Consider the following 14,343-nt stretch of genomic DNA (forward strand, 5'->3'; position numbering starts at 1 on the left):
AGCCATACGATGCTGCACGCGCAAACAAGCACGTCGGACTTTAAGATTCAGCGCGATCGGATGGTGCGCGACGAAGTAGCCGGTGCCGGAGTCAAGAACGAACGGGTACTCGATGCGATTCGCAGTACGCAACGGCACGAGTTCGTCAACTTCCGCGATCGGGCGATGGCTTACTACGACATGGCGCTGCCGATCGGCGAAGGGCAAACGATCTCGCCGCCGTTCATCGTGGCCTACATGACCGAGCAACTCGATCCGCAACCGACAGATAAGGTGCTCGAGATCGGCACCGGCAGCGGCTACCAAGCGGCGGTGCTTAGTCCGCTGGTAAAAGAAGTCTACACGATCGAAATCGTGGAGCCGCTAGGGCGGCAAGCGGCACGCGTGCTGCAGAAGTTGCAATACAAGAACGTGTTCACGAAGATCGGCGACGGCTTTCAAGGCTGGCCCGAAAAAGCTCCGTTCGACAAGATCATCATCACTTGCTCTCCCGAAAAAGTACCGCAACCGATCGTGGATCAACTGCGTGAGGGAGGGCGAATCATCGTGCCGCTCGGTCAACGCTATCAGCAGATGTTTTATCTGTTCGTCAAGAAAGACGGCAAACTCGTCAGCGAAGCGTTGCGGCCGACGCTGTTCGTGCCGATGACCGGCAAAGCCGAGGCGCAGCGCGAAGTGAAGCCCGATGCGCTGCACCCGACGTTGGTCAACGGCAGCTTCGAGACTTCGTATTTGGAAAACGAAAAAGAAGTGCCGCAGAATTGGCACTATGTTCGACAAGCGACCCTCGTGGCCGATGAAAAAGAGGCCCCGCAAGGGAAGCAATTCATCGTCTTCAAGAATGCGGAGCCGGGCCGAGGTTCGCAAGCACTGCAAGGTTTCGCAGTCGACGGCAAGCAGGTTCACACGATCGAACTGAGCTTTCAAGTTCGCGGAACCGACTTGCGTCCCGGCACGCGCCGCGATGAAATGCCTCTGGCGACGGTGACGTTTTACGATGAACGCCAAGACACAGTCGGCGAACGAGCGGTCGGCCCGTGGCGCGGGTCGTTCAAATGGCAACAAGAAACGACGGAGCTCGACGTGCCGCTGCGCGCGAAGACGGCGATCGTCCGCATCGGGCTACTAGGTGCGCTCGGCGAGATCGCCTTCGACGGGGTGCAGGTACGCGCCGTCGAAGGAAAGAAGAAAAAGTAAGCGGGAACGACGTCAGGCGGCGAGATTTAGAAACCGCCGCGCCGTGGCACGCTTGCGGTTTCGCGAGCCCCCCTTACTTACACTCTTTCTCAATAAACGCCGCGGCCCGCTTTTGCATCTCCTCGGCAGGCACCTCTTCGATGTGCGTGGCGATCGTCCAGACATGGCCGAACGGATCGGTGAGCGTAGCCGATCGGTCGCCGTAGAATTGGTTCTGCAAAGGTTTTTTGATTTTCGCTCCGGCAGCGATCGCCGCCTCGACCTGAGCGTCGACGTTCTCGACGTAGAACATCATTGAGACCGGCGTCCCTCCGAGCGATTCGGGACCGCGAAAGCCCATATCGGGAAACTCATCGGCGAGCATGATTACCCCCTCGCCGATCTTCAATTCGGCATGACCGATCATCTCGCCGGGGCCGGCGATCCGCATTATTTCCTGCGCACCGAAAGCACGCTTGTAAAACTCGATCGCCTTTCCCGCCTCACGAACGATTAGGTAAGGAGTGACGCCGCGAAAGCCTGCGGGCACCGGAAGAGCTTTCATAACTTCAATTCCTTAAGCGGAAGTTGCCTGGAAGCGACGGCATCGCTCTCCATTCGTCGACCAGGGCCTCGCGCTGCGAGCACGACCGGTTCGACCGGTCAAAGTAATGATTGGTGCATGCCGGCGTCAATGAAAGTCGATTCACTTCGGTCGATGGTCGCGGTGCCGGCAACGCATTGCTTGCCGGCACCGAAAAAACAATTTCTCGCCTACTGTTAGTTTCCGAGAACGAACGACGAATCGCACCCGTAGTCTCAAAGAGTTGGAGCGGTCCAAAGTTCATTTCGCCAAAGTGTCCGGCATGGTGGGGGGTGCGCTAACGAAGAGGGCTGAATCGAAGAACGACTTCAAAGCCTTGAAGAAGATGCCGGACCTGGCAACATAGGCAATCTACACGAGGAGATTTTTGGTTCGATTTCAATGTCGTAAGTTCCGCAGCAGTCATTTCTTGCCAATCTAGGTAGTTGGCAAAGAGAGGTGCGAAAATCATGTTAGAATTCGTTGGATTTTCCCCGCCTCGATGGAGATAATTCGATGGCTTACGGGGATGATGAACCGCGATGCCGTGGCTCACTGCAGGAGGCCTTAACAAAGCTTATGCCTCTGCTACACGCGCCTTGCAACATGTCGGCCCCCAGATTCCGTCCTTCGATCGGTTCGACGACTTTTAAGTTCGGCCTGTTTGATCGGGCCCATTGAGTTTGCGGACCGTTGAGTTCGGCAGTTTGCAAGTTTTAGAGCGGTTCTCACAGTTAGATGTTTCCTGTTACGGCGCTCCGCTAGCGGACGCCTCACCGAGTGAACTAACCCCGATTTGAATCACTAACCTGTCCGGCCGGTCCGGCGTCGCGGCTTCGTGTCTTGCGCGTGTTCCGGTTCGTAGCTCGCGGTCACAATTACCGCGGGCCTTTTTTTGCCGACAAACTGAATTTTTGAGGAGTAGGCTTTGTACGACGCACTGTTAGACGACTTGGATGACGAAGAAACGCCGAGCGCGGATGAAGCGGCGGAATTAGTCGACAAGGACGAGGCGGTAGACGAGCTTACGGAGGAGGAAGATCTTCCTTCCGAAGAACTCGAAACCGAGCCTGATTTAAAGTCGGACGATGCCCTTCTGGCGACCGACGACAACGAATCGTGGTCCGACGACCCGGTTCGGATGTATCTGACGCAAATGGGTGAAATCCCGTTGCTCACGCGTCAGCAAGAAATCGCGTTGGCGAAGCAGATCGAAATCACGCGGGCCCGCTTCCGTCGGAAGTTGCTTGAGTGCGATTTCGTGATTCAAGACGCGGTTCGCATTCTGCAACGGGTCCACAACGGCGAGTTGCCGTTCGATCGGACCGTGCAAGTCTCGGTGACCGATCACTTGGAAAAAGAGCAGATCATGGGGCGCTTCCCGCACAACCTGCGGACGCTCCAAGTGTTGCTCAAGCGGAATCGCAAAGACTACCAAACGGCCGCCGCAAAAAGCTCGAAGTCTTCGGAGCGCCGCGCCGCTTGGTGCCGCCTCGGGCGTCAGCGTCGCCGTGCGGTGCGCTTAGTCGAAGAGCTTGGCTTGCGCACGCAACGGATCGAACAAAAGATCCGCACATTGGAAGAGTTCAGCCGTCGAGTCGATGAGCTCAAAGCGAAGATTCTCGCCAACAAGGCTGCGAAGGGCTCGGTCGACGAACGCCATAAGCTCGTCTCCGACTTTCGTAAGATTCTCGTCGCCTGCCAAGAAACTCCGACGAGCTTGCGAAAGCGCGTCGCGTATCTCAAGGCGACCTACACGGAATACCAACGCGCCAAGCGAGGTCTTTCGGAAGGCAACTTGCGGCTCGTCGTCTCGATCGCCAAAAAGTATCGCAACCGCGGTTTGAGCTTCTTGGATCTGATCCAAGAAGGAAACGCCGGTTTGATGCGGGCCGTCGACAAGTTCGAGTATCGCCGCGGATTCAAATTCTGCACGTACGCTACGTGGTGGATTCGCCAAGCGATCACGCGAGCCGTCGCCGACCAAAGCCGGACGATTCGTATTCCGGTTCACATGGTCGAGACGATGTCGAAGGTGCGCAACGTCTCGCGGAAGTTGCTGCAAGAGCTCGGTCGCGAGCCGACGATCGAAGAAACGGCTCGTGCGGCCGGTGTGCCGACGGAAGAAGCTCGCCGCGTATTGGCGATGAGCCGCTTCCCGATCTCGCTCGATCGTCCGGTAGGCAACAGCGAAGACAGCCACTTCGGCGACTTGCTCCCCGACGGCACGGTCGAAAGCCCGGCCATCGGCGCCGCGCAGGAAATGCTCCGCACGCGGATCAACAAGGTGCTGAAGTCGCTGAGCTACCGCGAACGCGAAATCATTAAGCTCCGCTACGGTCTCGGCGACGGCTACAGCTACACGCTTGAAGAAGTCGGCCACATCTTCAAAGTGACCCGCGAACGCATTCGCCAGATCGAAGCGAAGGCCGTGCGTAAGTTGCAACAACCGAGCCGAGCCGCGGAGCTTTCGGGCTTCCTCGACTAAGCATAGCAAAGCTCGTAATAACGAAGACTCAAGCGGGCCGCGGAGCGAATGCTCCGCGGCCCGCTTTGTTTCGGAGCTTTGAAGCCCACTTGCTCGAACGAAACAGCCGTAGGTGACAACCACATGCCGATGCTACAATGATGGCATGACTCCTAAGATCACGAGCGAACAACGCGAAGCCCTCAAACAAGACGGTGGCTACCCGGTGCCGGTCGAAGACGACCAGACGCATCAGTTGTATTTTCTGATCGACAAAGCGACGCTTGATACGCTGCGGCAAGATGCCGATCGCGAGGCGATCCGGCAAGGGATTTCGGACATGGAAGCGGGCCGGGTTCTCACACTTGAGGAACTCGACGCCCGCATTCAGTCGAAGCTTCGTCGGTCGCAAACGGCATGACGTACACCGTCGTCGTCACCGAGCAGGCCGCTCGCGAGATGGAGGATGCCGCGACGTGGTGGGCACGTGAGCGCTCCGTCGAACAGGCTGAACGCTGGTACGCCGGCATACGTTCTGCCGTTTCCATGCTGACGGAGATGCCTGAGCGTTGTCCCTTGGCGGCAGAGCATGTCGACTTCCGTTATGCATTGCGAGAATTGTATTACGGCCTCGGATCGCGGCCGACGCATCGTGCGGTCTTCACGATCGTGAAACAGACAGTGATCGTGCTCGCGGTACGCCACTTTGCACAAGACACCCTGCGCGCCGGCGACATCTAAACCCGGTGATGCCTAAGCCATGACGCCGCTCCCGCCCGTCATCACGCTCACCACCGATTTCGGTGCCGATAGCCCTTACGTGGCACAGATGAAGGGCGTCATTTTGTCGCTCAACCCTGCGGCGAGGATCGTCGACGTTACGCACTCCGTTCCGCCGCAAGATATTCGCCAGGGAGCGTGGACGCTTGCGGAAGTTGCCCCGTTTTGGCCGCCGGGCACGATCCACATCGCCGTCGTCGACCCCGGCGTGGGAACCGATCGCGAGCTCGTTTGCGCGGCGATCGGCGAGGCGTGGTACCTTGCCCCCGACAATGGGTTACTCAGTCGCTTGGCGATGGCGCGGCCCCCCTCTACAATCATCGCGTTGGAAAGCCGGCAGTTCCGGCTTTCACCTGTTTCGAATACGTTTCACGGTCGCGATATTCTGGCACCTGCCGCTGCGCATCTGAGTCTTGGGCTCGATCCGCATCGCCTCGGCCCGACGCTCGACCGCTTGATGGAAATCCCTTGGGCCGAGGTCAGCTTCATGCCGGGTAAGATCAAAGGGACCGTCCGCTCGATCGACTCGTTCGGCAACCTCATTACCGACGTCGCCGCCGACAAGCTCACCGACGTGCCGACCGAGCCCGACCGCGTGCGCATCCGTTGCGACGAGCATGAGACGCAAGGCCTGTTCAAGACATATGCCGATCAACCTCCGATGACGCTCGTGGCCGTGATCGGTTCGAGCGGCTACCTCGAACTGGCGATCGTCGGCGATAGCGCGGCCATCATGCTCGGCGTCCGTGCCGGGGCGCCGATCAGCGTCGAATGGTAATCGGGCCATGCTAGAAGGCCTCTCTTCGGACCCGACGCGGAAGCCCTCGCGCGACGATCTGCTCCGTTGGGATCGCGAACACTTTTGGCATCCGTTCACGCAGATGGCCGAATACGAGCCGTTGGTGATCGAGCGTGCCGAAGGCTGCACGCTTTACGATCTCGACGGCCGCGCCTATCTCGACGGCGTGAGCAGCCTCTGGTGCAACGTCCACGGCCATCGTCACCCGAAACTCGATGCCGCGATTCGAACACAGCTCGACCAAGTCGCCCATACGACGGCTCTCGGAGCTTCCCATGTTCCGGGCATCCTGCTCGCCAAGCGGCTCGTCGATCTTGCTCCGGCGGGCTTGCGGCATGTCTTTTTTTCCGATGCCGGGGCGACGGCCGTCGAGGCGGCTTTGAAGATGGCGTTTCAATACTGGCGTCAACGACGCGATCCCAAGCCGGAGAAAACCTGCTTCATCGCGTTTACCGATGCTTACCATGGCGACACGCTGGGGAGCGTCAGCGTCGGCGGCGTAGCCCGATTTCATGCGATGTTCGAGCCGCTCTTGTTCGAGACGCTTCGGCTGCCGGCTCCACGCACCTATCGGCTGCCCGAGGGAATCAAGCCGGAAGAGGCGTGCGACCATTATCTGGCGCAGGTCGAAGAGTTGCTCGAGCGTGAACACCATCGCACGGCGGCGCTGATCGTCGAGCCGCTGGTACAGTGTGCCGCCGGGATGCTTATGCATCCGGCCGGCTTTCTACGCGGGCTGCGAGACCTTACCCGTCGCTTCGACGTATTGCTGATCGCCGATGAAGTGGCCGTGGGCTGCGGGCGCACCGGAAAGATGTTCGCCTGCGAACATGAAGCGGTCGTGCCCGACTTATTGTGCCTCGCCAAAGGTCTGACCGGCGGTTACCTGCCGCTGGCCGCGACGATGGCTACCGATGAGATTTGGGAAGCGTTTCTGGGTAAATCGCAAGACTCGCGCCAGTTTTATCACGGCCATACTTATTGCGGCAACCCGCTCGGAGCGGCCGTCGCTCTCGCCTCGCTCGATTTGTTTATCGAAGAGCGCGTATTCGAGCAGTTGCCGGAAAAGATCTCCCGCATCGGATTGCATCTGGAACGGATCGGCCAAAGCCCTCACGTCGGCAATGTGCGCCAACGCGGCATGATCGGTGCGATCGAATTAGTTCGCGATCGGACGACGCAGGAGCCCTATGCATGGGAAGAACGACGCGGCATGGCGGCCTGCCTGGAAGCTCGACGGCATGGCGTGCTACTCCGACCGTTGGGAGATGTCATCGTCGTCATGCCCCCTCTGGCGATGAAGCTGGGAGAGATAGATCGACTCATGATCGCGATCGAGCAAGGAATCGCCGTCGCGACCGCATGAGCAATTGGTTAGGTTCCCGAACGACCTTGTGTCCATCGGCCGAAGCTGCGATACGATTCCGCCTCTCAGATCGATGCTTGACAGTGCAAGCAGCCCGCGGAAAATCCCCGCGAGTTTCGGAAAATCGAACCTGGGCCGGCTGCGGTGCGTACCGTAGAATGCGAGCAATCGCAAATGGAGTCGGTTTTCATGCGGTGAGTGCGGGAGTGGGGAGCGATGGCGCGACGGACGCGAATCTTATTCGTCGGTGACTCGGTTACGGCGGGCTACGGCCTGGCCGGTGCCGCTTCGTTCGTCCAATTGACGACGGACCGCCTCACCGAGCGCGGCCTGCTGGTGGAGACTTGCACCGACGGTTTAGATGGTGCCGATAGCCGCTACTTGCTTCGCCGCTTCGATCGGATGGTCACGGGGCACGATCCCGATTGGGTCGTGCTTGCGATCGGGCTGAACGATGCTCGCCCGCCGCAAAGCCGCACTCCTTGCGAACCCGCTGATTTCGCCGGCAACCTGCTCGAACTCATCGACCGGATTCTTTCGATAGGTGCGCGGCCGGTGCTTGTCGTTCCGAATCCACGCTGGGACGGCGGAGCTCCGAAGTCCGCGGCCGAAGACCTAATGCAATCGTATGCCGCGGTCGTGCGAAGCATCGCCGAAGCGCTGATGCTGCCGATCGTCGATCTGCATCATGCCTTCATGCACGAGCCCGACGGCATGACGATGATTCCCGACGGCGTGCATCCCGACGCTCGGGGGCATGAGTTGATGGCCGATCTCACGACCGAAGAGCTATTGTCGTTGCTCGGTGCTCCGATGTCGCAATCCGCGGTCGCTTCTCAGCGACCTTTCGACGCGAGCTATTCGCGCGACCCTCGCCGTAACTAACGTCGCGAGTCTCTTACTGCGCGGCGCTCTTCGAACCATGCGGCGAGCCGCTAATGAGTTGCCCTTCCGGCAGCGGTCGGCCCGCGACGGTGAAGCCTCGCCGATAAAGATGCTCGCGTACGAGGCGATAATTCTCGAAGCTGTCGGGATACGCCCAGAGCGTGATCGTGTAGCGGCGCGGATCGAGATCGGCGAGCGCGTTCTGGAAATCGGAATTCTTCCGCATCGCGTCGGCCAGGGTCTCTCCCATGTCGTTGCCGACGGGCAGAAGCGCGAACTCGGTCGTCCGCACGATCGAGCCGCCGGGCGTCATGCTGTTGCCGTTTACTTGCCCGGCGACATCGACGCGCTCCAGCGTATAGCGCATCCGGAACCCACCGATCGGCCCGACCGATTCGGTGATCTCCGTCTGATCGCGTAACTTGCTGAGTTTGCTTTGCATTTCCCGCTTGAGCTCATCGATCAATTGATCGAGCGGAACCAACGTGATGCGTCCCCCTTTGATTTGGAAGTGCGCTTCGCGTCCGTACACGGTGCGACTGATCGGCGTCGGATACGTGCGGATCTTGATGACGTCTTTCGTCGGTGCGTAGACCAGCGCGTTGATTTCCGCTTCCAGTTGCGCCAGCCGAGATTGATCGATCAACACCGCTTGTTGCACTTCGAAAGTTTCTCGCGTTTCCGAGGCGAGCTTCGCTTTCTCTTCATCGAGAGCGGTTTCTTTCGACTTCACGGCAAAGGCCAAAGCGGCCCGCTCATCGTAGCGCTGCGATGCCAAGGCGTTGAGTTGCTTGGCGTTCTCGACGAGCTCGAGCGAATCTCGTTCTAGCTGCGCGGCTTGCAGGGTAAGAGCTTCGGCTTGGGCAGTTGCTTGGGTGTCGTCGACGACCGGGGCAGGGGCTTCGACGGCATTCTTCACCCGCAAGCCGACGACCATCACCAAGATAATGAGAATGCCGACCATGTTGGCGATGACGTCGAGAAACGAATCGCTGCCGAAGGATTCGGTCGCATCGACGGGAGGTGGTCTTTTCGACATCGCTGTTACCCTCTTGATACCTGCTACGGATCGAAGCCGAGTTCTCGACTAAACGTCCGACTACCGACGTCCCGTGGAAACCGGTTGCGCCACGGAGATTTGCTTCCCCGAGACTTCCAATCCGCTGCCGTCGAGCAATTGCTTTAATTCGTTGAAGCGCGCCGCACCGTCGGGGGCGACGTGAACGACCAGCTTCGGCTTCCAATACATCCCGCGTCCGGCGATGCCCCAGGTCGTCACTTGATCCCAAACCGTGGAGACGAGCGTATCGATGGAGTCCTCAGTCGGACCTTCCATCAAGATTTGCTTGTCGGGAATCCCCTTGTCGGAGAAGAGCGTCAGTTGATTACCCGAGCAATAAATCTGGATCGGGCGCGTGAGTGGAGTCGAGCGGCGTGCTTCTTCCGGCAGACCCCAATCTTTGCCTCGTTTGCGAGCCATGCTTTCCACATACTCGCCGGGCCCGGTCTGCTGTTGCGGCGGCGACATGTTCACCGATACGTTCTGAGGCGCTGAAGGATCTCCCATCGCACCGCTTCCGCTACCGCCTGCTTGCCCCGGTGTTCCAGGGCTTCCTCCCCCGGCGTTCGACGAAGCTCCATCGCCTGGTTGGCCCGCGCTGGTTCCGGCAACACCGCTCGACGCATTCGATCCCGAGCCCGATGCTCCGGCAGCGCCGCTTGGTCCGGAGTCGCCACCGCCGGCGACCGATCCATCGGGAGAGCCGCCGGCTCCGTTGCCCGATTGCGAGTCGCCGGTCGAGCGCGTACTGGAGTAACCGTTCGACGGAGCGGCGGCAGCCGAAGTATTCCCTGTTGCGCCAAACTGATTCGAGGGCGCTCCGGAGGTCATGCCGTCGCCGGTTCCTTGAGGGCCGCCGACGTATTGCGATGCTCCCGCGCTGCCGGGCTGACCATTACCTGGCTGACTGTTACCACCTGGAGAACCGAGCCCGGGGCCGCCGAGATTCGGGCCGCCTGAATTCGTCGCACCGGTGGGTAATACTTCCGTCGCAGGAACTCCGTTTCCGATTCCGCCGTTTCCATAACGATTGTCCGATGCGCCGCCGGTGAGGGTCGGCGATGCCGCAACGAGACCGCCCGCCGAGTTTCCGGGACCCGTGCCGTCGAGACCTTGGCCGATTCCCGGAGGAACGCTAGGAGTACCGGAACTGCTGTTTCCTCCGACGCCGGTGCCACGGCCATCGTTTCCGTTAATCGAAGCGAAGGGTGCGCCACCGGGTTGATTGGCGGAGTATCCGCCGCTTAAACCGTTGCCGCCACCGCCACCTGCCCGCGGACCACGATCGGCCGAATAGCGTCCGCCGCCTCGAGTCCCGTAGCGTTCGCCGCCGTCGCCACCATCGACTTGAACGACACCGCCGCCGGAAGGGGAGACCCGAAACGTGGCCTTAGGATTTTTGCCACGTAGGCTCGGCGCCGCGCGAGCGAGCATAACCTGACGTAGCCGAGCTTCTTCGACCGCTTTGGTCAGCATTTGCGACAAGAGCGGATCGGATGGGGGAAATTCAAGCGGCCAATTCTCATCGATCAATTCGTAGCCGAACTCCCCTTCCCAACTGCTCATGCCGGCGCGGGCCGCGTAGTACGATCCGATGCCGCTCGGCCGAACCAGCAGCAAAGGATAAGGCTGCTCTCCTTCGCGATAGCTTTCGCCGCGCGTGAGATACTCGCTTACCAAGCGGACCGCGACGGCGAGAGGATTCGAGGGGCCGAGCGAACCGCCGAAATCGGCTTCCGAGAATTTGATTCCTTCCGGCTGCAACACGATGGCATCGCCGCGACACTCGATATAAATGGGACGGCGGCGGGTACCGTTTTCACCGTCGTAGGGAACCACGGCAAACGCTTGCGGCTTCCGGCCGACCGCTTTCTCGGCGGCCAGCTTCCGTTCGGCTTCGGCGATCTTGCGGCGCAGTTCTGCCAGATCGGCCGCGACGCTACCACGGCCGGCGGCATCGCCCGAGGCCTGCGTTTTCAACAGGTCTTCCGCGGCCTCGAGATCGGCGAGTTGCTTCTTCAAGCGCGAAGCGTGCTCTTCCAGATGGCTGAGTTGCGCGCGGTCGCCGGCGACGTCGGCGAGCGTTTTCTCGCGCGACTTCGTCAATTGATCGATCTTCCACTGCAGGTCTTCCTCGCGGCGACGAATCGCTTCGAGGTCGACCTTCGGCTTCGCCGCTTCGGCCATGGCCGCTTCGGCTTGAGCCTTCGACTGACTCGCAATAAGCATCAGCAAGAGGACGAGCGCGCCCATCGTGCACAGCAATACGGCGAGAAAGGGGAAGAGCGAGACTCCGGTGTTGGCGCTCGGAGGGCGTCTCATGCAGCCTTACTCACGCTCGAGGAGTTTACGGGCAGAGAATACGAACCGGCAGGCGTGCTGATCCGTTCGAGCCGGGCATTCAAAAGATTGACCGCGCCCGTCAGGTTCATGAGCGTCTCTTGCAAGTGCTGCGACGCAGAGAGGGTCGTCAGGTTGCGCGAGAGAGCATCTTCCAATTGACGAACCTGTCCGGCACCGTTCACGATTTGCAACAGCGAATCGGCTTGGCGACGAAGCTCCAATTGTTGCGAGGCGTTGCTCGCAGCGCACGCCTCGAGGGCATGCTGCACCTGAAGCCAATGCTTTCGGTTCTGCTCGGCAGAGCCGTCTTCGATCGCCGTCATGTGCTTGCGATGCGTTTCCATGCTCCGGGCAAGCGCCTTGCCGAAGGCTTCTTCCAATTGCTCGCGCCCGGCGGAAGTGACCGATTCCCAACGCTCGTTAGATACGCTGATCGTGTGGTTCCAAATTTCGGCCTGACGTTCGACCGTGCGCTCGACGGAACTGATGACCGCCTCGGCCATGCGGCGAACGCCGTTGAGCTGCGGATCTTGCTCGCTGCCGGCCGGTGGGAAGCGGGGCGTGAGCATATCGTTGGCGCGGTTATCGACGTCGGACAATAAGCGAGCTTCTTGTTTGTCGATAAAGAACTGCCCGAACATCAGCACCATCGAAAGCGCCAGCGCGAGGGCCGTCGTATCGAATGCGACACCGAGGCCCGACGTGACGATGGGAAGCGAGTTTTCCAGCAGCTTCGGGTCGAGGCCGGCGATCGCGATCGTGATCCCGATGACCGTGCCGAGGAAGCCGAGAATCGGAATGGCCCAGATGATGATGCGAACCATCGCATACGACGAATGCGCGCGGCCGGCATCGACGTCGGAATAAAATCGAAGATCGTCTTGCAGATCGTCGGCCGAGCTTTTGCGACAGATCGCATCGAGCGTTTCGCGTAAGCGTCGAGGGAGATACGATTCGCGCGTCGAGGCGGGAAGGGCCTCGAGTTGCGTCAGCAAAGTGCGTGCTTCGACTTCGCAATCGCCGACCGGAACCGTTTCCTCGAACTTGACCTTGCCGATGTTCGCACGCTGCTCTGCGATATCGCCGGCTCGCAAGATGAGCTGCGCGAGCCCGATGAAGAACATGATCGTTTCGCAGTATTCGACCCAGTGACCGGCGAAGTAGCGACTGAAGAAAACATCGCTTAGCACGCCCGTATGGATGAGCGTGAAAAACCCGAGCGAGGCGAGCGAGCCCCACAGGATCGACGAACGAACGACGGCGAGGGCAAAACGATTGATTCGGCTCACGGCAATTCCTCCTGACACACTTCCGCCGGCAGTCATCGCTGCCGGCAAGATGCGGACTTAAACGCGCAAAACGACCGCGCAAACGAAGCTTCGCGGCGACGTCGTTAGAATCGGCACGACCCGCAGCGTTTATGAAGCGAAGTTTGCGGCTTACGACAAATTGAGGATTTGGGTCGAGCTTGATGTCGTGCCGGCAAGCCCAGCGTTCGGCAACCTCGCCGCATACGGAAAAGAGCACGTGATCGTTCAACCACTGCGAAAGTTCCGTACGTTACTAAGCCGATAGAGCTTGTCAGTGAACCTGCGCAACCGATTCATCATCGAGGTGCGAGCGTGGCACGCATGCACAACGTTTGAGAATGCCCTGGGAGGGGAAAAGCAGTCCGGTGCGCCGCGAGGCCCCGGACTGTTTTTTTTGCGCTCCATCAACGAAAGCAGCCGGCGTTCTTTGCGCCGGCTGCTTCGCATTTCTTGGTGCCGCCTAGCAGCTTAACACTGCTCGACGCCGGTGATCGATCTTAATTACCGCCTAGCGGCAATGGTGATGGTGGTGGTGACCGTAGCCGCCGCCGCGGTAGTAGCTACCGTAGGGAACGCCGCCGCCGCCGAATCCGTACGGGCTACCGTAGAAACTGCTGCTACGGTAATAGCTGCCGTAGCCACCACCATAGCCGCCGCCTCCATAACCACCACCGTAACCACCGTAGCCGCCATACGGCGAACCGTAGTAGCCGGGGCTTCCGCTATACAAACTGATTCCGAATCCTTGAGCGTTCGCGGATTGCGGAGCCGCAACTAAACAAGCTCCGATCAACACCGCAGGCACTACCAACATTTTCAATAAACGGGACATTGCATCTCTCCTAAGCTTTTCGCGACGACTTCGGCGCCGCGGCCGGCCAGCGTGCGAGTCCAACTCCCTAACACACGCGTGCTGTTTTTTCTTGTTCGGCCGTATCTTACGGACCTGAAAAGGGCTTAGCGTTGGCCCGAAAGAGCAAATGCAGAGTGCGTGCCGAAAGAGAGCGGCACGGGCCGGCATGAAGCCACAACCGATTTTGCAGATTGAGCTTACGATCGATTAGAGATTATCGATCGATCAAACGCGGCGATGAGATCCGCATGAATCACAGTCGCGAGATCGCGTCAGTTGTCGTCACTTCGAAGGCGCATACGTGGCGAAGCAATTCGGCGTTTCCCACAGAATCGACTCCACGATCGGGAAGCCTTGGCTCTTCGTGAAGTCGAAAATGAGCTTCGCGATGTTTTCGGCCGTCGGGTTACTGTCGAGCAGATAGATCGGCTCACCGATCGCGCGCAGCGTTTCGACCGCGGGATCGTCGCGATGCAGCAACATCCGATGATCGAGATTCACATCGATCCAGTTGCTCACGACCTTCTTGATGTCGGAGAAATCGAGCACCATCCCCCGGTTGTCGAGCGATTCGGCTTCGATCGCGATGATGGCTCGGCCGTTGTGGCCGTGCAGATACTTGCACTTGCCGTCGTAGTTCATCAACCGGTGGCCGTAGCAGAAATCGATTTGGCGAGTAACGCGAAACATACGACCGGAACTCCGAGAGTGGGCGAGACGA

The 14,343-nt window shown here is 59.7% G+C and carries 13 protein-coding genes; 7 read left to right on the forward strand and 6 right to left on the reverse strand.

Annotated elements, in window-relative coordinates; translation table 11 throughout:
* Window positions 1-9: 9 nt before the first annotated feature.
* Window positions 10-1,197 carry a protein-L-isoaspartate(D-aspartate) O-methyltransferase gene (locus K8U03_03780; GenBank protein MCE9604004.1) on the forward strand — a complete coding sequence of 396 codons (1,188 nt, stop codon included), beginning with the start codon at window positions 10-12 and terminating at the stop codon, window positions 1,195-1,197.
* 73 nt (window positions 1,198-1,270) lie between these two features.
* Here the strand turns inward: K8U03_03780 and K8U03_03785 are convergent, their stop codons facing one another.
* A complete protein-coding gene (locus K8U03_03785; GenBank protein ID MCE9604005.1) occupies window positions 1,271-1,741 on the reverse strand; it encodes a VOC family protein in 471 nt (156 codons plus the stop codon).
* 1,159 nt (window positions 1,742-2,900) lie between these two features.
* On the opposite strand from K8U03_03785, the gene K8U03_03790 reads away from it, so the two are divergent.
* The 6 genes from K8U03_03790 to K8U03_03815 all read left to right on the forward strand — a co-directional run bounded on the left by K8U03_03790 (window position 2,901) and on the right by K8U03_03815 (window position 8,056).
* A complete protein-coding gene (locus K8U03_03790; GenBank protein ID MCE9604006.1) occupies window positions 2,901-4,247 on the forward strand; it encodes a sigma-70 family RNA polymerase sigma factor in 1,347 nt (448 codons plus the stop codon).
* Window positions 4,248-4,392: 145 nt separating this feature from the next.
* Complete coding sequence (locus K8U03_03795; GenBank protein ID MCE9604007.1) at window positions 4,393-4,647, forward strand: hypothetical protein; 255 nt, start codon at window positions 4,393-4,395, stop codon at window positions 4,645-4,647.
* On the forward strand, window positions 4,644-4,967 hold the full coding sequence (locus K8U03_03800) for a type II toxin-antitoxin system RelE/ParE family toxin (protein MCE9604008.1): 324 nt from the start codon (window positions 4,644-4,646) through the stop codon (window positions 4,965-4,967). The genes K8U03_03795 and K8U03_03800 overlap by 4 nt, the downstream gene beginning before the upstream one ends.
* 19 nt (window positions 4,968-4,986) lie before the next feature.
* A complete protein-coding gene (locus tag K8U03_03805; GenBank protein MCE9604009.1) occupies window positions 4,987-5,784 on the forward strand; it encodes an SAM-dependent chlorinase/fluorinase in 798 nt (265 codons plus the stop codon).
* Between the two features lie 7 nt (window positions 5,785-5,791).
* Window positions 5,792-7,171 carry an adenosylmethionine--8-amino-7-oxononanoate transaminase gene (gene bioA, locus K8U03_03810; GenBank protein MCE9604010.1) on the forward strand — a complete coding sequence of 460 codons (1,380 nt, stop codon included), beginning with the start codon at window positions 5,792-5,794 and terminating at the stop codon, window positions 7,169-7,171.
* A gap of 216 nt (window positions 7,172-7,387) precedes the next feature.
* Entirely contained in the window at window positions 7,388-8,056 is a 669-nt protein-coding gene (locus K8U03_03815; protein MCE9604011.1) for an SGNH/GDSL hydrolase family protein, read from the forward strand.
* A 13-nt stretch (window positions 8,057-8,069) separates the two neighbouring features.
* On the opposite strand, the gene K8U03_03820 is transcribed toward K8U03_03815, so the two are convergent.
* From K8U03_03820 to K8U03_03840, 5 genes are all read right to left on the reverse strand, one after another.
* Window positions 8,070-9,095 carry a hypothetical protein gene (locus K8U03_03820; protein MCE9604012.1) on the reverse strand — a complete coding sequence of 342 codons (1,026 nt, stop codon included), beginning with the start codon at window positions 9,093-9,095 and terminating at the stop codon, window positions 8,070-8,072.
* 60 nt (window positions 9,096-9,155) lie between these two features.
* Complete coding sequence (locus tag K8U03_03825) at window positions 9,156-11,438, reverse strand: hypothetical protein (protein MCE9604013.1); 2,283 nt, start codon at window positions 11,436-11,438, stop codon at window positions 9,156-9,158.
* On the reverse strand, window positions 11,435-12,748 hold the full coding sequence (locus K8U03_03830; GenBank protein ID MCE9604014.1) for a MotA/TolQ/ExbB proton channel family protein: 1,314 nt from the start codon (window positions 12,746-12,748) through the stop codon (window positions 11,435-11,437). Before K8U03_03830 ends, K8U03_03825 begins: the two co-directional genes overlap by 4 nt.
* Before the next feature lie 529 nt (window positions 12,749-13,277).
* Window positions 13,278-13,601: a hypothetical protein gene (locus K8U03_03835; protein ID MCE9604015.1), complete on the reverse strand. Its 324-nt coding sequence runs from the start codon at window positions 13,599-13,601 to the stop codon at window positions 13,278-13,280.
* 303 nt (window positions 13,602-13,904) lie between these two features.
* Window positions 13,905-14,312, reverse strand: a complete 408-nt coding sequence (locus K8U03_03840; protein ID MCE9604016.1) for a 6-carboxytetrahydropterin synthase — start codon at window positions 14,310-14,312, stop codon at window positions 13,905-13,907.
* Window positions 14,313-14,343: the final 31 nt, after the last annotated feature.

Source organism: Planctomycetia bacterium, from assembly GCA_021413845.1.
Taxonomy (GTDB): domain Bacteria; phylum Planctomycetota; class Planctomycetia; order Pirellulales; family PNKZ01; genus PNKZ01.